Here is a 20,891-nt window from a genome sequence, read left to right as displayed (position 1 = left end):
TTCTGCCCCGGAATTTTAGTCGGTGGGAAAATAAAGAAATATGAAGATCTATTCGGGCGCGATCAGTTCAAAATTGGATCAACCTCCCTTGTTCGTCACGAAAAACGGACTGAAACGAAAGATGCCGATTCAAGAACCCCAAAAGGTTTTGGAAACTTCCCTGGCTTACAGCCTTGAGAAAAATGTTCTACTCATCTCATACAATCTTCTTCTGGATCATACCGGAGATTCAAAACTTGCCGAAAGCAGTTACCTTCAATTCTCGGCGAGGTTTCACGAAACATTCTTACAAGAGTCTTGGTTCTTTTTGTCCAATCGAATCGAAACTTTTTTGAGAGAACACGAACAAGCCAAACTGGATTTTCATTACGATTCCAAATTCTAGAATAAAATTCTGATTGAGTTAAACCGAGCTGAATTTACCCTGAAAAGTACTTAGATTCCGGTATTTTTCTCAAACCGATTCCTGCCAGAATTTTGAATTTATTCTTATTTGGAGATATCCATGAAAACCAGAGTGATTACGTTTCATTACACCCTTCACGACACGGAAGGCAACCTGATCGATTCTTCCGAAGGAAAGGCGCCCCTTTCTTATTTGGAAGGTGTGGGTCATATCATTTCCGGTCTGGAAGATGAAATGAAAAAGATGGGAACTGGAGAAAAGAAAAAGATCAATGTTTCCGCGGAGAATGCATACGGTCTCAAGGATCCCGATCTGATTTTCGACGTACCCAGAGGTCAGTTTCCTCCGAACGAAGATCTTCAAGTTGGAATGATGTTCCAAACCGACGAACCGGATAAAGTTTTTACGATCACCGAACTTCAAGAAGACTCGGTCATCGTCGATGGAAATCATCCTCTCGCAGGAGTGAATCTTGTTTTCGACGTGGAGCTTACCGAAATCCGCGAAGCAACCGACGAGGAAATTTCACACGGACACGTTCACGGAGAAGGTGGTCACCACCATCACTGAGAATCGATTCTGATTCATTCATGTCCTGGAAGGAAGAATTAAATCCAGCTCAATTAGAAGCGGTCCTTACCCAGGAGGGACCGGTGCTCGTTTTAGCGGGCGCCGGAACCGGAAAAACCAAAACCATCGTCAGCCGTTTGGCTCATCTCGTTTCCTCTGGAATTCCAGCCTCTTCCATTCTACTTTTAACGTTTACGCGCAAAGCCGCAAGAGAAATGATTTTGCGGGCCTCTTCGATCGGAGATTCCAAATGTGCGGATGTACAAGGTGGAACCTTTCATTCCTTTTGTAGTGGAGTGCTCCGAAAATTCGGTCCGGTTCTCGGGATTTCCTCGGACTTTACGATTCTGGACGAAGCGGACTCTTTGGACGTCTTTCAATTTCTAAGAAACGAAAAAGATTTCGGGAAAACAAAATCCAGATTTCCCTCCAACGAAACGTTAGTTTCCATTCACGGAGAAATTCAAAATACCGGAAAAACTCTACAATCCATATTAGAAAAAGATTATCCTCAGTTTATCCAAAGGTTCGACGATATAAACACGATCTTCGAGGATTTTAGAATCTACAAAAACGAACGTTCCCTTCTCGATTACGACGATCTTCTTTATTTTACGAAAGATCTACTTTCCAAACATCCGGGAGTTCGAAACACACTTTCCCAAAAATACAGATTCGTGATGGTGGACGAGTTTCAGGACACGAATAAGATCCAGGCTCATATCGCGTGTCTTCTTGCTTCCGAACATTCCAACCTAATGGTGGTCGGAGACGACGCTCAATGTATCTATACGTTTCGAGGCGCGTCGGTTCGTGGGATATTAGATTTCCCTAAAATATTTGCAAATACTAAGACCGTCTTTTTGGAAAAGAATTACAGAAGTACACCCGCGATTTTAAATCTTGCGAACGCGGTTCTTCATAACTTCGCGGAAAAATACGATAAATATCTTTTTACGGATAACGAAAACGGTCCCGTCCCCGCGGTTCTTCAGTTTACGGACGAGCTCGAGGAAGCGGAAGGAATTGCGGATATTCTTTTGCAAAAAAAAGAGGAAGGTATTTCGTTTCATAAAATGTGCGTCCTTTTCCGAGCCGGATGGAATTCGAATCAGCTAGAACTCGTTTTAGCAAAACGGAATATTCCATTCGTGAAATTCGGCGGAAGAAAATTCATAGAAACCGCGCATATCAAGGACCTGCTTTCTTTTTTAAAAATTCTTTTGAATCCATTGGATTCGGTTTCTTGGATTCGAGTTCTAAAGCTGATTCCCGGAATCGGAAACGCAAAATCGAATGATCTTTTGGAGAAAATTCGGATAAGTTCGGGTTCTTTCGAAGTTCTTTCCGAGGAAACCGGAGGTGCGATCGGAAAATATCTTTCTCCCCTTCTCAACCTCTATCGGAAACACAAGGAAACAGACGCCGAAGTCAAGAATGTAACCGCGGACTTTATCGATTACTATCGTGTTCTTTTGGAAAAAAATTACGACGATTACAAACGAAGATCCGAAGACTTGGATTCCGTTTTGGGATTCGCTCTAAAATACGATTCTTTAAGCGCTTTCTTATCGGATCTTACGATGGATCATGCTTCCTTAAGTTTGGACAAGATCAAACCGGACAATTCCGAATCGGATCAACTCAATCTTTCTACGGTTCATTCGGCAAAAGGACTCGAGTTCGACGTCGTTTTCGTCTTAAACGCGACCGAAGGGGTTTTTCCATCGAATAAAAACACGGATACGGAAGAAGAAAGAAGACTATTTTATGTGGCGATCACAAGAGCCAGAAAGGAGTTGTTTCTAACCAGGCCTTCTCTTGCGCAGTCCAGATCCGGTCCGTATTATACGAAACTTTCCCGATTTTTGAGCGAGATACAATCCCCCGAAAAAGTATATGAGCTAAAACTAATATCGGGCAAATCCGCATCCAAGGATTCTTTCGCGGCACAGGGATCTCCCTCTAAAACCGCGAACGATTCCTTTTCCAGAATCCAGGATTATTTCGGAAATTGATCGTGGTCTACGCATTTCAAAGACGCGACGAAAACATCGAAGAATCCTCCGTGGAACCGTATATTCAAAATAGAATATTCGATTTTCTGAAACTCTCCGGAGGTAAAATTCTCTCCGGTAAAAAGATCGGTGTGAAGTTTTTTCCCTATTCGAACTTAGGAAGTTCCATCCGGATTTCCTCCGGCAAATTGGAGTTTAAAATCCATTCTTCCTACTTAAAAGCGGAACCGCAAGAATTGCAAGCCGTGATCGATTTGCTTTTATACAAACTTTTGAAAAAACCCGTTCCGGAAAATCTGGACGCGACGATCCGAAAATTCTACGAAAGTCAAAACGACCGAAAGAATCGAGCCGACAAAAACCGAAAGAGAATCGAACGTTCTCCCCTTCAAAACGCGGGGCTTCGAGCAATTCTGGAAAGGCTGAATGATTCTTACCTGAAAATCGATCTGGGCGATCTGGAAATTTTTTGGGGAAAGTCGAAATCAAAAACGAGACTCGGTCACTACGATCCGGTTCATAGAATGATCGTGATCAATCCGATCCTATCCCTTGAGTATGTTCCCGACTTTGTTTTGGAATATATCGTCTTTCATGAATTGCTCCACGTTTATTTTCCGGTTACGAGAAAACGGGGAAGAAACGTCATTCACGGGACGGAATTCAAAAACTTTGAAAAGAAATTTCCGGATTACAAAAAAGCGAACGTTTGGTTGAAGTCCAAATTCCATCAAACGATGATTTTACATACTTGAACTATTTTGAATTTTCTGATTCTTTTATATTCGAAAAAAGAGGGAAACGATGCATCCGAAAGTATTTGAAACTCTTTATATTCGTAAAAACTACGTGGACGACGAATTGAGAAACCACCTAAAAGAAATGCAAAGTTTGAATTACCGTTCTCTCGGCGAATACGACCGCGGAGTCTACGACGGATATGTTCAGGCAATCACCGAAATTTTAAAAAAGATAGAACGGAAATTTTCGCAGGCGGGATGAATTGTTTCGAATATTGGTTTTAGGTTCCGGAGCGATCGCCGGACTGTACGCGGGCAAACTTGCACAAGCGGGTTGCAGTTTGGATTTTTGGGTCCGTAGAAATTCCTTAGAGTTGAAAAAGAACGGATTTCGGATCGAAAGCCAACCCTGGGGCGATTTCAAATACGGAGCCGAAGACGTTTTTGAAACGGTACCCGAGAATTTAAAAAAATACGATCTCATTCTAAACTGTTTGAAATGTCTTCCCGAGGTTCGTTTGGAAACGATCTTAGGAAAACAAATTCCGGATCAAGTTCCGATCTTACTTTTACAAAACGGAATCGGCATCGAAGAACCGGTTGAGAATTTGTATCCGAAGAACGAAATCCTAAGCGGACTTGCGTTCGTCTGTGCGAACCGTTTGGACAACGGGAAAATTCTTCATTTGGATTACGGAGAGTTGACGATCGGTTCTTGGAATCGAAAGAATTCTTCCGTTGCGAAAAAGATCGCGGATCTTTTCAACGGGGTGGGAGTTCCCACACAAATTACGGAAACGATCCGACAAGCCCGTTGGAAAAAATTGATGTGGAACGCTCCCTTCAATCCGATCAGCGTTCTTTCCGGCGGCAAAAACACTTTCGAAATTTTAGCGCAACCGTTCGGACGCAAACTCGTGATCGAAATTATGAAAGAGGTCCAAAAACTTTCCACGTTGGACGGGGCCGAGGTTCCCGAAACTCAGATCCCTACTTTTATCACGATGACGGAAACGATGAAACCTTACAAAACGAGTATGCTTTTGGATTTTGAATCGGGAAGGCCCATGGAAATTGAGGCGATTCTCGGGAACACGATCCGTATCGCCGAAAAAAACGGTTTAGAAATTCCTCATATTCAAACCTTATATTCTCTTTTGAAGCTGAAGGAAAATTCGTAAGCGCGATTTGCTAAAAAGAATTGAAGGAAAGTCGACTAACGCACTAAAAAGAATTGAGAAGTTTTCGGATTCCTCTTTCCAATCCGTCCAAGGATAAAAAATACATGGGAATCTGATCTCCGATTTCACGGATCGTAGGCGCGTCCCAATATTTCATCGGTTCCGGATTCAACCAGATCGAATCCTTAAAATGTCTTCGAATTCGTTTTAAAGAATCCAAGCCCGATTCCGGATTTTCGGGAAGTCGAAAGTCCGTTCTAAATCGACTGTGATAATATCCGTATGTGGAATCGAGTAGTTCGTACGGAGCCATATACGCGTCTCCGATGAGAATGAGTTTCGTATCTTCACTGTGTTTTTTGAAAATTCTTTGCAGAGACATCGGTGTTCTCATATTCGCTTTGGGATACACTGCGTCATAGATGATGTTGTGAAAGTAATAGTAATGAAATTCCTTAAAGTGATTGATCTGATGACTCGCGGAAAAGAGTTTATTGACCCGTTCCGCGTGGGAGGTCATACTCCCTCCCGTATCCATGAGCAATAGAACCTTGAGTCCGTTCTTTCTGGATCTTTCAAACTCGATCTGAATATCACCCGCGTTTCTACAGGTGGAATCGATCGTTTTCGGAAGATGAAATTCGGAAACACCTTCCTTTCTAAGATTCCTGAGTTTTTTGAGCGCGGTTTTGATCTGACGCACATCGAGTTGTTCGTCGGTTCTGTATTCTTTATAACGTCTTTCTAATGCTTGAAACACCGCGGAACGGTTTCCACCCTCTCCGCCGACCCGAACTCCTTCCGGGTTTTGACCCCCGTGTCCAAAGGGAGAACTTCCTCCGGTTCCGACCCATTTGCGTCCGCCGTGATGTTCCCCTTTCTGTTCCTCGAGTCTTTTTTTGAGTTCCTCTAAAAGTTCCTCCGGAGGAATCAAAGAAGGGGGAAGTTTATTAGGATTATCGAATATTTGATTCAACCAATCCAAAAGTTCCTGTTTAAACTCGGGTTTTAACGCGCCTTTTTCCCCGAATATCTCGGAGAACACAAGATCGAACGCGTCGAAATATTTGATGTCTTTTACCATACAGGCTCTTGAAAAACGATACAATTCGTTCAGATCGATCCATGCCTTTTTGTGTGTGGTGTAATGATCCACAACTTTCAAAAAGTCGAGAAATTCTCCGGTTGTCACCGGAACTCCTTCGCTCTTCAGCCTGTAAAAGAAAGGTATAAACATTCTAATTTCTGAATAATCTCAGATCCTCTTCGTTTTTGATCAAGGCGCCTAAGAAAGGAATTCTAACCTCTTCTTTCAAAACCGCCCCTTGGTGCACCAATATCTGAATCCAATCCAACAGTTCGCTCGTGCCGGGTTTCTTTTTCAGATCGTCCATTCTTCGTATGAGATAAAACATCTCGAGCGCTTTGATCAAAAGTGTATGACCCACTCCCGGATAATGAGAAAGGATGATCTTTTTCATAAATTCCGGATCGGGAAATTCTATATAATGAAAAATGCATCTTCTTAAGAATGCCGCGGGCAATTCCTTTTCGTTGTTCGAGGTGATGATCGTAAGTGGACGATGTTTTGCCTGAATCCGTTTCGAAATTTCGGGAATAAAAAATTCCATCCGATCCAATTCCAAAAGAAGATCGTTCGGAAATTCTATGTCGGCCTTGTCGATTTCGTCTATGAGCACGATCGACTTTTTATCCAGATCGAACGCTTCTCCGAGCGCACCGAGCCGGATATAATTTTCTATATTCTTTACCTTTTCGGAATCCTCCGAAAAACGGGAATCATTGAGTCTGGAAACCGCGTCGTAAAAATACAAACCTTCCTTGGCTTGTGTGATCGACTTGATATGCCAAGTGTAAAGAGGAAGTTTTCTTTGATCCGCAAGATATTCGGCTAAGAGAGATTTTCCGGTTCCGGGTTCTCCCTTCAAGAGTAAGGGACGAGAAGTCACCTCTGCAAGAAGGATCGCTTCTTCCAAAGCGGGAGACAATAGATACGTTTCAGTGGATAGTTTCATGAGAAATCTTGGTTTGATTCTAACGTGAAGGTTCTTCCCTGCAAGAGAAAAACCTTTCTTTTATCTGACTTCGAAAACTACGCTGTCGACGATTTTTCCGTTCGAATCCTGCACGGAAAGAATGTGAAACCCTCGTTCCGGTTTCCAAAAAACTTCCTTGTCTCTTGTTCTTTGAATTTGTTTGCCGTTTAAAATCCATTGATATCCTTCCGCAAAAAACGAAGCGGAAAAATGAATCTTCTGTTTGCCTTCCGGTATATCCGGATCGATCGCGTAGATCGTATCGTTGCTGGGAATGAGAATTTTAGGAATGGAAGAAGACTCCGTGATCGGTCTCGTCGTAGAATCGTTATAGGCTTCGAACACACGGTGACTCGGTTGTTGTTCTCTGTCTTGCAGAAGATTCATGATCGCGTTCCAAATCGGAGCCGCACCGGTAACCCCGCTCACATCCCACATCGGACTTCCGTCCATGTTCCCGACCCAAACTCCCACCGTATAATTTTTGGAATATCCAACACACCAGTTGTCCCGCATATCCTGCGATGTTCCCGTTTTGACCGCCGTAAAAAAGCGAGTGCTTAGATGGTTGTTCAATCCGAAGGAAAGGGATCTATATTCTCGGTTGGAAAGAATTTCGGATAACGTGTTCGATGTCTCTTTTGAATAGACACGATTCCATACGTTGCCTTCCGATAAGTTTTCCTGAATCGCTTGTTTCGCTTCGTTCGGATAGAACGTCGGTCTTGAATTCATTCCATCGTTGGCCAAGGTTCTATAAGCGTTCGTCAATTCGAATAAGGTTACATCCGCGCTCCCAAGAGCGAGAGAAGATCCGTAAAAGTCCGCTCGTTCCAAACCGCTCAGTCCGAGCTCTCTCAATCTCTGCACAAAACCGGAGACGCTCACAAGATCCAATACGTGAATCGCGGGAATGTTTAAGGAAGAAGCAAGAGCATACTTCGCCTGTACGTTCCCGTGATAAATATCGCTGTAGTTCGAAGGTTTATAAATTCCGGAAACCGCCTTCCATTCAAATGGACTGTCATCCAAAATCGAATTCGGTTTTAAAACTTCGTTCTCAAATGCAAGCGCATACAAAAACGGTTTTAAAGTCGAGCCTGCCTGCCTTTTGGATTGAATCGCGTCCACGTAATATGAGGAACTTCCTTCCAAGTTTCCGATATAGGTGAGAATTGCGCCGGATCGATTGTCCAAAACGAGAATTCCGGTTTCGGCGACGTTCTTTTTTTTCAATCCGTCTATTATGTTTTTTGCAAGTTCTTCGATCTTCCATTGAAGATCGAAATCCAATGTCGTTTTAATTTTTGCGTTCCCGGATAGAATTCCCGGATTTTCCCGGAAAATCTTTTGAGCCGCGTGTAATGCGATTCCACCGGTGGAAGGCAAACCGTTTATCTTCGCGGTTGCCTGTTTGGAAAGGCCCTCGAACGAATCGCAGAGATCTTCTTTTCGTATTTTTTTAGCAAGAATACAACCTCTTCTCGCCAATGTTTCCGAATTGGCTCCCGGAAACGGAAGCAGAGCGACAAGAAAAATGGATTCGGTGTCGCTTAACGCGGACGGTTCTTTCTGGAAAATTCCGCGGCTCGCGGCGCGAAGTCCCCTGAGTTCCCCTCGGAACTGAGCCAAATTCAAATACGCGGTGAGAATTTCATTTTTGGTCCAAGTTTTTTCGATCGTATCGGCGAGATTCATCTGATCCCATTTATCAAAGATACTTCTTCGGCCGGGTTTTGTTCCGAGAAAAATTCCCGCCAACTGCATGGAAAGAGTACTCGCACCCCGTTTCGAATTTCCTAAAATTCTATCCTTAAGCGCTCCGAGAATCGCAAGTTTATCCACGCCGGAATGTTCGAAAAATCGTTTGTCTTCCTGTAAAAACAAGGAAAGAAGCAAAGTTTCCGGAATTTCTCCCTCTTCCGTCCAACCGAGTTTTCTTTCCCGAGAATTCAGACGAATCGTCTGGAGAAATCTTCCGTGAAAATCCAGAATCGTTCCATCCGAAGAATGATACGAATTCCGAATCTCACGATAAGAAGGAACAACTTCTCCCGCACTGATCACATTCGAAATAAAGAATATTCCAATGTAAAAATATACGAAAAAAGCCGGACCTCTCAAAATTCTCCCCATACGAAGATTCTATTCTTTGTTCACCGTTTGATCCGGGTTCGGAAGTTCCGCAAACTGATCGGGAAGATACATGGCCTCGGTTCGAGTCGGAGGTAGTATGAATTTCCCGCTGTGATTGATTCGATAAACGTATTCCAAGGTCACGGAACCCGCCGGTAAATATTCAAAATACGCGGTATAACCTTCCCATTTTCGTTCCACAAAAGTAGGAGAAGACCACCAATCCGTTTCCTTTGCCAATTCTCCGCCGGAACGAGAATCATTTCCGAGTCCCGAGCCCAAGATGCTCGCACCCGCGGGAATCGGATCTCTTACCGCGATCCAGGAAAGTGCGGATTCGGTATAAATTTTTAAACGGACACGCACAACGTCTCCTTCTTTAAAGGAGGATTTTTTACTTCCGGATTCGTCCAAGATTTCCTTTTCCATTCTCATTCCGCTTTCCAGTTTTTCCTTCAAAGGAAGAGCGGCCTTCGTATGAATCACGGCGTATGGTTTACCGTTTCCATTTTGAACGAACTCCAAGTTCTGCGTGCTTCTCGGCATCGGGATCGAAATCGTGGGCGGATCTTTTTTATTCTTCCATTCCAAAGTGTTCGTGTTGTTTTCCAACTTCACGACCGTGTTTCCTTCCACGGAATCCTTTTCGAATTGTCTCGAATACGATTGGAATGCGAGAATTCCAAGAGCGTTCGCGGGTGTGATATCCCAATGACCCTTGGACTGTCTTGCGATCGCGCCCCGAATCATTCTCGGAAGGTCGTCCTTCCAATTCGGATCCTTTACGACGGATAGAATGGTTCTCATCACGGTGGAATCGCTCGAGGATAAAAGCCACCAGAGAACCGGTTCGTCCGTTAAATTGTAAGAGGTTCCCTGAATTCTAAATCTGGATTTTAAAAGAGTATCCAACTGAGGAATCTGATTTTTGTATATTCCCGATTTTGAATATAGATTTCTAAGGCTGATCAGAATATCCGAAGGAAGAATTTTCGGATCGGTTTGAACGCTACGAATCACGTCGTCCCCGACCGTTTGAAAACGAGACATCGCGTCGAGAACGATGATCTTTCTCAAAAGAAAATCGGTATTTGAGATATAACCGTTTCTGTAAATCAAACCGTTCGTATAACGATTGAGAGCCTCGAGCAGAGTCGTTCTTGCGGCTTCCGGAATTTTATAACCGGATTCGGCCGAAAGAATCAACACGTAAGCCGTTAAGATTTCGCTTCCATACCAGGACATAGGGAAGAATTTCAAAAGACCGTCCCCGTCGTAATAGGAACTCAACTGATCCATGATCTGATTCCATTCTTTTTCGGAACCGGCCGCGATCGCCTTGGAAAGTTTTTGCTCGAGACAAGAATACGGATAGAGACTCATGTATTCTCTGGAAGTGAGAATCGCTCCTCCCGTTAAGGAAGATTTTAAACTGATCTCTAATTCTCCGCTTCCCTCGATCGCTTCCTGATGTTCCTGAATCGGAACGCTTAACGTTCCATCCTCCAAACGTCTGAATGTGGATTGAAGCACACGAACCGGAACCGATTCTCCCACCTTTTGACGGAAACGAACCGAATCCGTAAAGGAACCGCCTCCGGTTTCCTTGGTTTGAAACTCGTAAACGATTTCGTTCTTCTTCGACGGAATTGCAATGTCCCAAAGAACGTTTGCGGATTCTCCGGCCTTCAATTGTATATTCTTAGTTTCTAATTTAAGATCCGGTGATGTTTTCGGACTGATTTCCAAGGAGAGGGTTCTTTCGGTTGTGTTCTTTAAGGAAAGTCCGCTTTGAACGTTGTCCTTCTCCCTTGCAAACGGAGCGATCGAAGGATACACCAAAACGTCTCTTGTGGTTTGAATCTGAGTCGAACCGGAACCGAACTTATCCTTTCCGGAATGAACGATAGCGACGATCTTAAACGAAGTCAAAGAATCGTTCAACGGAACTTCCACTTCTAAAAATCCGTTCTCGTCCGGTTTTAAATCCGCTTTCCAAAAAAGAAGGGTGTCGAACAATTCTCGGGTGGTGGACCCGCCCCCGCCGCCTCCGGGTGGAAGACTTTTTAATCCGAAGTGTCTTCTTCCCACAACCTGAAGTTGTGCGGTGGATGTTTCCACGGAGTTGCCCCGTTCGCGCATCATCGCACGTAGAAGATCCCAGGTATCATTGGACTTCAATTCGAGAAGCCCCTGGTCAACGGCGGCTAACGTGATTCTTGCGTCCTTCTTTACCTGTGCGGAAGGATGGTCGATCTGAATTTTCACCTTCGCTTTTTGTCTGGTTCCGTAGACTGTCTTATCGGTTTCCACACGAACCGGAACCTCGAACGGTTTCCAACCGACTCGAATTTGAGCGACCCCCAATCGAAAGGAAGGTCTCGCCAAATCCACGAGCGCGGTTTCTTTCGGACTGTCCACACGTCCTCGAACCGCGAGCACGGAAACGAAAACGTTCGGAGCAAAAGAATTCTCCACCGGAATTTCGATTACCGGTTCTTTACCGCTCAACGTTTTGATATAAGAGTTGATGATCCCTTCTCTTTCCACCGTGACAAGTGCGGTCGCTTCTCTAAAAGGCATTCTCACTTGAAACTTAGCCTTTTCACCCGCTTGGTATTCTTTCTTTTCGGGAAGAAGATCCATACGATCGTGATCGCTTGCGGCGAACCAAAAATCATCCTTACCCGAAACCCAAACGGAAGAATGCGCTTTTACATCCTCGCCGGATAAGGAGGCTTCGAAATAAATTTCTCCGGTCGATTTAACGGGAGCATTGCAGAATAAAATTCCTTTTGAGTTGGTTTTACCGGAGCAGAATTCTCCGAGTTCGTTGATCTCGTATTTGTGTTCGTAGCTGTAAAAACCGCCGACCAAACGTTTTCGGTTGGAATAATAATTTCTTGTAAACGCGATTACGCTTACCTTCTTTCCTTCCACGGGCATTCCCTTCAAATCCAAGACCGCGACCTTAAACTTAACCGCGTCTTGAACCGCGGCCCAACCTTCGGGTGCGATTCCTATATGATACGCTGACGGATAAATCGGAAAGGATCTGTAAGCGCTTTGGATTTCTCCGTTCGGATCTCTGTACTCGAGTTCCGTTTCCAAAACTTGAGTCGTATCGGATTCCGGAATCGACTTCACCGTTGTTTCAAAAAATCCTTTCGAGTCCAAGGTCAAAGGAGTTTTCGTAAACTCGACCGCGCTTGTGTTCGATGATTCTTCGTTGTCCTCGGATTTTTGATTCACCTTACCGTTGCTAAACGAAAAATCGGAATAATCCGGAAAGTAAACTCCTCCTCCGTTCGTAACTCTGGTTCGGAGTAAAACTGGAATTTTTCCGGCGCCTCCACCGGAAAGATATCGAACGCTCCCCGTAACTCCGATCTTCGATGGAGAAACGTTCGAACCGGAGGTTTGAAAGTCGGCTTTCATCAGAGGAACTCTAAACTCTTCCACCCTGAATTCTCCGGCGTAAACCTGCCCCCTGTCCTTGCCGGGAAAGTCGCTCAACGAGATCCGATACACTCCGAGGCTAGCTTCTTTCGGAATTTTGAATTGAACCGAACTGGTTCCTTCCGGAGTCCACTTTAAAGAAAGTGAATATTCTTTTTCGCTACCGGAGTGAACGATTTTTGCAAAGGCGGGATATTCGTTTTGACCCGGAACCTCGAAACCGAAGGAACGTTTTCCCCTCGACACGAGTTTCATCGAAAGGGTTTCGCCCGCGCGGAATAAGGTTCTATCCAAAATCGGATGAAATAGAACGTTGCTGTCTCCGTAATCTCCGGGAAGATTGAATCTCCAGTTTTCGATTCCGTTTTGCCAACGAGTATGAGTGAACGTAAAGTCGTCTTCGGAAACCGCGGTCAAAAACAAACCGTTGTCATAGGCTCTCCAAGAACAATACGGAGCCTTGGATTTTGTAGGAATTCCTTTGATGATCAGGGTTCCGTTCGGACCGGTTTTCCCCACGTAAATTTTTTCGTTCTTACAATTGAAGATTTGAATGTCCGCGTTCGGGACCGGCTTCGCGTCGTTCAATCTTGTAACCCAGGCCAGAGAGGATTCTTTTCCCCATTTAAAATGTAAGGAAAGATTGGTAACAAGGGCCGCGGTGCGAACGTAAAACGGTTGATTGATTCCTAATAAAGAATTTCCTAATACGTCCGATTTCATTTCGACTACGTGAAAGCCCGGTTTTTTAAGAGGAATTCCGACCACTTCAAAACGTCTCGTTCCTTGTTTGCTTTGAAGTTTGATCTCGTTGGTAGGCGGAGGATTTTTAGAAGGATCGAAGATGGAGTAACGATGTTCCAGATTTTCGATCGTCTTGAGATATTGAACGATTTCACCGATCTGAGTGGAATCGAGAATCATTTCTCTTCCCGTAAACTGTTGTGTGTTTTGACCCGAATTGGAATTTTTTTCGTCCTTACCCGTGGCCCAGTTGAGAATTTCCTTTCCCTTGTCCTTCAACTTATCGAATTGTTCTTTGACCTTATCCGAAGTATCGGGTGTGGTCTTTACTTGATACAATCGAACCGGATTCTCCGCTTCCAGGTTTCGAATCGTAACCGGAAGAACCGCTTCCGGAAATCGTTCCAAAATTCCGAACTGAGAAGCGAACTTCAAAAGCGGAGGATAATCATCCGTGGAAACACTCAAAGGAAAAGAGGATTGATTCACGAGCGGACGACCGGCGTCATCCTTTACACCCGAAGGAAGAATGATCTGAAACTTCGACTTCGGTGAAAGAGGTGTTGGAAAACGAACTCCGTATTCATGACTTCCGTTCTCGCCCGAAACAACGGCGGGAATCATTTTACCTTCTGCGGTTTGAAGCTGAATCTTTTTGAGAATTTCGACCGCAACCGGAGAATTGAAGTTCAAGGTCAAAGGCAAGGAAGGAATACAAGCGGCTTTCGCGTTCACTCGATCACAATTGAATTCGGCGCGGAAAGCCTGTCTTACGGTATATTCAATTTTTCTTGTGGAGCTTCTGGGAACTCCCGATTTGGATTTGAGTCCCTGTTCCAAAACGAGATAAACTTTTTTACCGCTCGCGAACTTCTGATCCGGTTTGATCAAAATCGTCCGCTCCGTTTTTCCGTCTCTGTAGTTCGCCTTTAGGATTTGTTTTTCGACGGAGCTACTGACCTTGCTAAAACCGATCTTATCGCGAAGCCCGTCGGTCACAAAGTAGATATGATCGCTCATCGAGGAAGAATCCGGTTCGGAATCCAGATCCACGATAAAAATCTGATCCTCGTCTATGATTCCTCCTTCATACGGAGAGGAAGAATCCATTTCGGGTCCGCCCGTGTTGAAGGAGAACTTTTCACCTTCGTTCAAAGAATTTCCGGCCACCGATTTGACCTTCTTCGTTTCGAACGTACATTCCACTCCGCCCGGAAGCAATTCCGGAAATTCAAGAACCCAGTTTTTATCGTCCACCCAACGTTGCGTTCCTTGTAACGGACAACGGATCTCGAATGGGTATAGGGAGAATTTCGGATTCCCCAAAGGAATCATCGATTCCGAAAACTTGGCTCGGATCTGAGAAGGTTTTTTCACTTCTCCCGTGGGACCGAATTCGATTCTTACCTGAGCGTGAATCGTTCCCGCAAAAAGAAACAGAATCAGTAAATAAATTTTAGAAAAGGACTGAGAAGGGATTCGAATCGAAAAATTCTTCTCTTTGAAAAGTTTTGCAATTTGTAAAACGAAAAGTTTGAGGGTTTGCGAAAAGTGGATCCAAGGACTCAAGGGTTTCTCCCGAAACGGAAAGTTATTTCGGAAAGAAAACCCTATGTCAAAGAGAGAAGCAAGCGAAAACCGATTTCAGCCGGCGATACTTGCTTCTCGAATCAGAATATCGGGAACCTTGATCGAAGAATAAGAATCGTTGTATTCGTTTGAAATTCCATCGATTCGGAAAAGAAGATCAAAAAAATTCAGATTCATTGTTATGCTGTCCACGGGATGAACGGGCATTCCGTTTTTGTAATAGATCCCCTGAACACCGATAGAAATCTCTCCGGAAACCGCGCTACAACCCGAGCCGCCTTCGAGTTTCAAAACGTAAATACATTCGGGAACGCTCTTCAACAATTCTTCCAGGGTTTTATCACCCTTAGGTACAACGTAATTGTTAAACGAAGTTCCCACTCTTCCTCCGTACGATCGAACAGCGTTGCCTGTAGGAGCCACTCCCGCTTTTTTTGCGGATTCAAGATTATAGAGATAAGTTTGCAAAACTCCGTTTTCGATCACGGCTTTTTTACGCGTCAAAACTCCTTCCGCGTCGAGCAATCTCGAACCCGGATAATCCCGAACATGAGGATCACAGTACACGTTCCAGTTCGAAGAAGCGATTTGAGCGCCGATCTTTCCGTCCAAACGCGAAAGACCTTTTTGAACGCTGTCCGCCGAAAACGGTGAAGAAAACATTCCGAAAATCTGAGGACTGATTCGATTCGACAAAACGATCGGATACGATCCGCTCGGAATCGATTTCGCTCCGAGCAAGGCCATAGAACGTTCCGCGGCTGTGGAAACGATGTATTCCGGCTGGATCCGATCCAAGTCCAAACCGGATCGTGTAAAACCGCCCATCTTCTTCGTTTTTCCGTCCGTTGCGACTAACGCAACCCCCGCCGAAACCAGATTCGATTTTTCGCTATGGAAAAGACCATTCGAATTTGCTAATATAAATCGACTCCAGGTTTTACCCGCGTACGAATACGGAACGTTTTCGATTTTATCGCCGACCGACCAGGCCAGATCGTCGAGTTTTTCTCCGGTGGATTTCAGCCATTCAAAACCGAGAGATTCCAAGGATTCTTCGTAAGAACGAATGTCTATCTTAGGAAGTTCGGAAGGACCGGGTAGATCGATGTCTAACGCGTCTGAAATTTTTGCCTGAGAGACCGCGTCTTCCACCATCTGCGTCAAAGCCTCTTCGGATAATTTTTCGCTGTAAGAATAACCGGGTTTGCCGGATTGAATCAAACGGATTCCGATTCCTCTGGAATTGGATAGTTCGGTGTTGCTCACTCGTTTTCGGAAAAGTTCGATTCCTACGTCCTTAGATTCGGAACCCACGAGATCGTATTGATCGAGTCCCTTCTTCTTACAAACGTCTAACACATACTCAACGGATTGATCCAAATTCATGAACGACCTCCCACGAGGATCTCGTCCACTTTCAAAGAAGGTTGACCCACTGTGACGGGAACGGAACCCGAGGAAGCGCCGCACATTCCCGCCGCAAGTTCGAGATCGTTTCCAACCATGCTGATCTTGGGAAGAATCTCGTCTCCCTTCCCGATCAAAGTGGCTCCCCGTACCGGTTCCGCGATCTTTCCGTTTCGGATAACGTATCCTTCTTCCACGGAAAAGTTAAATTCTCCCGTGGATGGGTTTACCGAACCGCCGCCCATCTTCTTTGCGAAAAGTCCGTAGTCGATTCCGGATAACATGGATTCGAAAGAATCGTTTCCGGCCGCGATGTATGTGTTTCTCATTCTTGAAACGGGAGCATACATATAACTTTCTCTTCTCGCGCTCCCGGTTCTCGGAACTCCGACTTCTTCCGCTCCAACCCGATCGGAAAGATAACTTTTTAAAATTCCATTCTCGATCAAAACGGTTTTCTGCGGAGCGGAACCTTCGTCGTCCACGGTGATACTTCCCCAAGAATCGGGGATCGTTCCGTCGTCGATCGCGGTTAAACAAGATTGTGCGATTCTTTCTCCGAGTTTATCCACAAACGGAGAAGACTTCTTGCGAATCGCTTCGGTTTCGAGAGGATGTCCGCAGGCTTCATGAAAGATCACACCACCAAAACCGTTGCCCATAACCACCGGCATTTTTTTACCTTGGATATAACCGGAGGACAACATGAGGAGCGCTCTTTCGGCCGCAGTTTTGGAAAGTTGTTCGATCGGAAGACCGCTAAAGAATTCAAAACCTTTTCTCGCTCCCGGATTTTCGGAAGCTACAAAACGTTCTCCCCCTTTTTCGGCGGCGACGTTGATGCTAAAACGACTTCTCACCCGTAAGTCTTCTAAGGACAATCCTTCCGAGTTGTAGATTCCGATTCTGGAAACGGAATCGGATGCGGACGCGCTGACTTGGACGATATTGGAAGACGTGCCCCGAGCGGTTTTGTCCGCTCGAAATAATAGTTCTAGTTTTTCATCCGGAGAAACCTTACGAGGATCTCTGATATTTACCGGAAACGAAGGAGTTTTTACATCGCCTCTGAGTACGAGGGCTTGTCCTTTTCCTTTCGCGGCTCCTCTTGAATCGGCCAAGAGGTCTATTAGAGAAATTAAATGTTCCGGATCTTCGTTGTTTGTATGAGCGTAGAGAACGTCGGTTCCGTAAATCAGTCGAATTCCGATTCCGTAATCGATACCGGCGAAACTCTGTTCGATTTTTTGATCTCTTAAACTTACCGAGGAAGACCTTGTCTCCTCTTCGAATATTTCTACAAAATCTGCTTTTCTGGACAATCCCGCTTCCAGGATCAGGTGGGCTTTGTTTGTCTGCATTCTATCCTTTTAGACTCCGAAGTTTCTCGGAGTCTTTAGTTTTTCCTCTTAAGGCTTTTTGATTTTTTCCCTGTATTTGATCGCGTGAGCCGTTGCTTTCCATTTGACCCGGTTCCAAACGACCAAAAGAATACTCGTTTCCTCGACTTCGAAACGATAGTTCATGATCTCGTCCCCGCCCATGGCTTTGGATTTATCGCGCAATTCTTTATAACCGGTTTCACCCGTAACCACGAGCATCAACCAAGACGTATAAACCCCTTCGGTTTCCACGGTTCCCAAAATTTGAAAATCATCCGATGAGATCAAATATTGAGTATAATTCGTACCCAGACCGGGAACTCGAATATCCCTATAGATACAACCGCTCAGCAAAAAGGAAACAAGCGCCAAAAGCAGAATGTTTCTCGATTTCAAAACTCTCATATACTTTCCTCCAATTTTTTTAAACAAGTCCATTATAAATCTCGAATGTAATTCTGATCGGGCAATTTTCCCTGAAGCGCAAGTCGAATATAATCGACCCCTTTCAATTCTTCGGAATAACGCGGAATCAAGTGGAAGTGCATGTGAGGAACCATCTCCGAAACCGTCACCGTATACACTTTAACGGGAGAATGGTTTTTATAGATCCAATTGGTCGCAAACTCGAGCGCCTTGCCGAAATCGGAGAACGCATCCTTGGACCAATCTTGATACGAGGTCCAATGAGAACGGGGTTCTATATAAAGATACCCTTTGAGTTTTTTTTCTTCTTCGGAATGACGGACCGAAAATTCTCCGAAACGGAAAAGAATTTCAGAGTCGTCTCCGGATTGATGGAACTTACAAAGTGGACAATCGGACATGAAAGGACCTAAAATCGGTTTCTATGATTATTTCAAAGATTCTCCTATTGTATAGGAGAAAATGCTCCCAAGAGACAAAGGACCGTTTAAAAAAACGATTCGGAAAGAATTTATTCTTTTCAGATAGAGGAAACCGAACAAGAATTGAGTCCGTTCTTTTTTGTTAGGAATCCTATGAAACGTTTTTATCTTTTTTCCATTCTATTCTTTCTTTGGAATTCTTCCGCAAACGCGGAAACCTCCGCTCTTTCGCAGAGATTCACCGTTCTCAAACGATTCTTAGGTGATCCCGCTTCGGTGGAAAAATCCTGGCTGATCGAATCGATTCCTGTTTGGAAAAAAGAGGAAGAATCCAGACTGGAATCCTATCTCAAAAAGGTTCTTTCTCCGAAACTGGAAACGTCTTCTTTTCCTTCTCAAGAATTCTTAAGAACCGAATTCAAAAAAATTCCGAACCTGGGCGGGATTCGAATTCGAAATCAAAAATCGACTTTGTTTACGATGGTTTCTTTCGGATCGGAATTTCCGAATCTTTCTCAAACCCGTAACTTTCAAATTAAGGATTATTATATCGATTTTTATCTGGGAAGAAGAACCGGAATTCCTTCCGTGGAATTCCCAAAGGCGGGACTCGCCTCCTCGTTTTTTTATTTTTCCGAAGACGAAACGCTTCTCTATTCTCAGGAAACTCCGGAGTGGAAGATCGAAAATCAAACTTCTTTGGGAGAATTGAATTCGTTCTTCAGAAGTAAGAACGAAAAATGCCAGGGTTGCGAAAAACTACGTTTGATAGACGGCACGTTATTCTTCTTTCCTTCGCAAACCGCGGTTTCCTTTTGGCTTCGTTGGACATTAGGCGTTCTTCTCTCTTTGGGTGCGCTCATTCTTACGATTCTTTTCTTTAGAAGTTTTCTTCTGAGAAACAAGGAAACCCTTCGCAAGGCGGTCCAGGCTCAAAAGACTTTGGATGAAGAAAAAAAATCGATTCTTTCTCAATAATACTCAAATTTTTGCTATACAAATAATTACATATAATTTAGAGTTGCCCATAGAAAACCGGGTGACATAAACCTAAGTTTTCGAAAAAAATCGTATCAGATTTGTTTTTTTAGTTTTTGAGACCAAAATTTGTCCGGATCAAGAACTATACTAAAAAGTAAGCCGCTTACAACTCCGCGGCGCCACTGCCAAGAACCGTAAAGGAAGGAGGCAGAAAACATGGGAGAAGGTATTATGAAGAAAAGTAAAGAAGAAGCTCAGAACGTAGACGATTCCAAGAAGTTAGCGATCGAGCAAGCGATGAGCCAAATTGAAAAACAATTTGGAAAAGGTGCGATCATGAAATTAGGATCCGATGCGGCGAAACAAACCGTGCAAGTGATTCCTTCGGGTTCTTTGGATCTGGACATCGCGCTCGGAATCGGCGGTTATCCGATCGGTAGAATTGTAGAGATCTACGGACCGGAATCTTCCGGTAAAACCACTCTTACCCTTTCGGCGATTGCGGAAGCTCAGAAAAGAGGCGGAGTGGCGGCGTTTATCGACGCAGAACACGCATTAGATCCTTCTTATGCAAAAAAACTCGGAGTGAATATCGACGAACTTTTGGTTTCTCAGCCGGACAACGGAGAAGAAGCCCTTGAGATCTGCGAATCCCTGGTTCGAAGCAACGCGATCGATTTGATCGTAATCGACTCGGTAGCGGCCTTGGTTCCAAAAGCCGAAATCGAAGGAGATATGGGAGATTCTCACATGGGTTTACAAGCAAGACTCATGTCCCAGGCACTCAGAAAGTTAACCGGAACGATCGCAAAATCCAAAACCGTAGTTATCTTTATCAACCAGATCCGGATGAAAATCGGGGTTATGTTCGGTTCTCCGGAAACGACCACGGGTGGAAACGCTCTGAAATTCTATTGTTCGGTTCGTTTGGACATCCGTAAAATCGAAACCCTCAAGGAAAAGGAAGAATCCGTCGGAAACCGGGTTCGTGTCAAAGTCGTGAAAAACAAGTGTGCGCCGCCTTTTAAACAGGCAGAATTTGACATAATCTTCAACGCAGGGATCAGCAGAGAAGGTTCTCTGGTTGACCTTGGTGTGAAACATGATATCATTAGCAAGGCCGGAGCCTGGTATTCTTATAATACGGAAAAGATCGGGCAAGGAAAAGAGGCGGCTAAAGAATACCTCAAAAATAATCCCGAGATCGCTTTCACCGTGGAGAACATGGTAAGAGATCTGAACAGTCTGCCTTTGCTGGCTCAAGATAATAAAAAACCTCGTAAAGAGGAAAAATTGGAGCAGGCCGCAGGCTAAGTAACCCACTGGCTTTCTTTTTAGGAACCCTTGACCGCCGGATGAGAAATCACCC

The 20,891-nt window shown here is 44.4% G+C and carries 16 protein-coding genes; 8 read left to right on the top strand and 8 right to left on the bottom strand.

What is annotated here, in order from left to right:
• Positions 1 to 40 precede the first annotated feature (40 nt).
• From CH367_RS17135 to CH367_RS17110, 6 genes are all read left to right on the top strand, one after another.
• Positions 41 to 385 carry an LIC14007 family protein gene (locus CH367_RS17135; protein WP_100763715.1) on the top strand — a complete coding sequence of 115 codons (345 nt, stop codon included), beginning with the start codon at positions 41 to 43 and terminating at the stop codon, positions 383 to 385.
• Between the two features lie 120 nt (positions 386 to 505).
• Positions 506 to 976 carry an FKBP-type peptidyl-prolyl cis-trans isomerase gene (locus tag CH367_RS17130; protein WP_100763714.1) on the top strand — a complete coding sequence of 157 codons (471 nt, stop codon included), beginning with the start codon at positions 506 to 508 and terminating at the stop codon, positions 974 to 976.
• Positions 977 to 996: 20 nt separating this feature from the next.
• Positions 997 to 2,994: an ATP-dependent helicase gene (locus CH367_RS17125; protein ID WP_100763713.1), complete on the top strand. Its 1,998-nt coding sequence runs from the start codon at positions 997 to 999 to the stop codon at positions 2,992 to 2,994.
• A gap of 35 nt (positions 2,995 to 3,029) precedes the next feature.
• A complete protein-coding gene (locus tag CH367_RS17120) occupies positions 3,030 to 3,749 on the top strand; it encodes a SprT-like domain-containing protein (RefSeq protein ID WP_425268866.1) in 720 nt (239 codons plus the stop codon).
• Positions 3,750 to 3,798: 49 nt separating this feature from the next.
• Positions 3,799 to 3,996 (top strand): hypothetical protein, encoded by a 198-nt coding sequence (locus CH367_RS17115; protein WP_010574850.1) that lies wholly within the window; start codon positions 3,799 to 3,801, stop codon positions 3,994 to 3,996.
• 1 nt (position 3,997) lies between these two features.
• Positions 3,998 to 4,915: a ketopantoate reductase family protein gene (locus tag CH367_RS17110; protein ID WP_100763712.1), complete on the top strand. Its 918-nt coding sequence runs from the start codon at positions 3,998 to 4,000 to the stop codon at positions 4,913 to 4,915.
• Between the two features lie 43 nt (positions 4,916 to 4,958).
• Here the strand turns inward: CH367_RS17110 and CH367_RS17105 are convergent, their stop codons facing one another.
• Genes CH367_RS17105 through CH367_RS17070 form a run of 8 tightly spaced genes read right to left on the bottom strand, consistent with a single transcriptional unit; the run spans position 4,959 to position 18,520 of the window.
• Complete coding sequence (locus tag CH367_RS17105; protein WP_100763711.1) at positions 4,959 to 6,152, bottom strand: VWA containing CoxE family protein; 1,194 nt, start codon at positions 6,150 to 6,152, stop codon at positions 4,959 to 4,961.
• 1 nt (position 6,153) lies between these two features.
• Positions 6,154 to 6,951, bottom strand: coding sequence for an AAA family ATPase (locus CH367_RS17100; RefSeq protein WP_100763710.1), 798 nt, complete (start codon positions 6,949 to 6,951; stop codon positions 6,154 to 6,156).
• Positions 6,952 to 7,011: 60 nt separating this feature from the next.
• On the bottom strand, positions 7,012 to 9,108 hold the full coding sequence (gene pbpC, locus CH367_RS17095) for a penicillin-binding protein 1C (protein ID WP_100763709.1): 2,097 nt from the start codon (positions 9,106 to 9,108) through the stop codon (positions 7,012 to 7,014).
• Between the two features lie 9 nt (positions 9,109 to 9,117).
• Complete coding sequence (locus CH367_RS17090) at positions 9,118 to 14,925, bottom strand: alpha-2-macroglobulin family protein (RefSeq protein WP_476737515.1); 5,808 nt, start codon at positions 14,923 to 14,925, stop codon at positions 9,118 to 9,120.
• A 30-nt stretch (positions 14,926 to 14,955) separates the two neighbouring features.
• Positions 14,956 to 16,290: a TldD/PmbA family protein gene (locus CH367_RS17085; RefSeq protein ID WP_100763707.1), complete on the bottom strand. Its 1,335-nt coding sequence runs from the start codon at positions 16,288 to 16,290 to the stop codon at positions 14,956 to 14,958.
• Positions 16,287 to 17,672 (bottom strand): TldD/PmbA family protein, encoded by a 1,386-nt coding sequence (locus CH367_RS17080; RefSeq protein ID WP_100763706.1) that lies wholly within the window; start codon positions 17,670 to 17,672, stop codon positions 16,287 to 16,289. The genes CH367_RS17085 and CH367_RS17080 overlap by 4 nt, the downstream gene beginning before the upstream one ends.
• A 48-nt stretch (positions 17,673 to 17,720) precedes the next feature.
• Positions 17,721 to 18,098 (bottom strand): LIC11742 family lipoprotein, encoded by a 378-nt coding sequence (locus CH367_RS17075; RefSeq protein ID WP_100763842.1) that lies wholly within the window; start codon positions 18,096 to 18,098, stop codon positions 17,721 to 17,723.
• A gap of 32 nt (positions 18,099 to 18,130) precedes the next feature.
• Entirely contained in the window at positions 18,131 to 18,520 is a 390-nt protein-coding gene (locus tag CH367_RS17070) for an HIT family protein (protein ID WP_100763705.1), read from the bottom strand.
• A gap of 174 nt (positions 18,521 to 18,694) precedes the next feature.
• Here CH367_RS17070 and CH367_RS17065 point away from each other — a divergent pair, with 174 nt between their 5' ends.
• Positions 18,695 to 19,519, top strand: a complete 825-nt coding sequence (locus tag CH367_RS17065; RefSeq protein ID WP_100763704.1) for a hypothetical protein — start codon at positions 18,695 to 18,697, stop codon at positions 19,517 to 19,519.
• Positions 19,520 to 19,738: 219 nt separating this feature from the next.
• On the top strand, positions 19,739 to 20,836 hold the full coding sequence (gene recA, locus CH367_RS17060) for a recombinase RecA (protein WP_100763703.1): 1,098 nt from the start codon (positions 19,739 to 19,741) through the stop codon (positions 20,834 to 20,836).
• The last annotated feature ends 55 nt before the right edge of the window (positions 20,837 to 20,891 follow it).

The organism is Leptospira barantonii (assembly GCF_002811925.1).
Classification (GTDB): Bacteria; Spirochaetota; Leptospiria; order Leptospirales; family Leptospiraceae; genus Leptospira; species Leptospira barantonii.
The sequence above is the reverse complement of the archived record's forward strand: the minus strand, read 5'-3'. Positions and strand labels throughout refer to the sequence as shown.

What these genes read in the sequence shown, in the direction of transcription:
- CH367_RS17075 (WP_100763842.1), bottom strand. Translation starts at nt 18,098, where the DNA reads ATGAGAGTTTTGAAATCGAGAAACATTCTGCTTTTGGCGCTTGTTTCC.
- CH367_RS17100 (WP_100763710.1), bottom strand. Translation starts at nt 6,951, where the DNA reads ATGAAACTATCCACTGAAACGTATCTATTGTCTCCCGCTTTGGAAGAA.
- CH367_RS17070 (WP_100763705.1), bottom strand. Translation starts at nt 18,520, where the DNA reads ATGTCCGATTGTCCACTTTGTAAGTTCCATCAATCCGGAGACGACTCT.
- CH367_RS17115 (WP_010574850.1), top strand. Translation starts at nt 3,799, where the DNA reads ATGCATCCGAAAGTATTTGAAACTCTTTATATTCGTAAAAACTACGTG.
- pbpC (WP_100763709.1), bottom strand. Translation starts at nt 9,108, where the DNA reads ATGGGGAGAATTTTGAGAGGTCCGGCTTTTTTCGTATATTTTTACATT.
- CH367_RS17085 (WP_100763707.1), bottom strand. Translation starts at nt 16,290, where the DNA reads ATGAATTTGGATCAATCCGTTGAGTATGTGTTAGACGTTTGTAAGAAG.
- CH367_RS17130 (WP_100763714.1), top strand. Translation starts at nt 506, where the DNA reads ATGAAAACCAGAGTGATTACGTTTCATTACACCCTTCACGACACGGAA.
- recA (WP_100763703.1), top strand. Translation starts at nt 19,739, where the DNA reads ATGGGAGAAGGTATTATGAAGAAAAGTAAAGAAGAAGCTCAGAACGTA.
- CH367_RS17135 (WP_100763715.1), top strand. Translation starts at nt 41, where the DNA reads ATGAAGATCTATTCGGGCGCGATCAGTTCAAAATTGGATCAACCTCCC.
- CH367_RS17105 (WP_100763711.1), bottom strand. Translation starts at nt 6,152, where the DNA reads ATGTTTATACCTTTCTTTTACAGGCTGAAGAGCGAAGGAGTTCCGGTG.
- CH367_RS17065 (WP_100763704.1), top strand. Translation starts at nt 18,695, where the DNA reads ATGAAACGTTTTTATCTTTTTTCCATTCTATTCTTTCTTTGGAATTCT.
- CH367_RS17080 (WP_100763706.1), bottom strand. Translation starts at nt 17,672, where the DNA reads ATGCAGACAAACAAAGCCCACCTGATCCTGGAAGCGGGATTGTCCAGA.
- CH367_RS17125 (WP_100763713.1), top strand. Translation starts at nt 997, where the DNA reads ATGTCCTGGAAGGAAGAATTAAATCCAGCTCAATTAGAAGCGGTCCTT.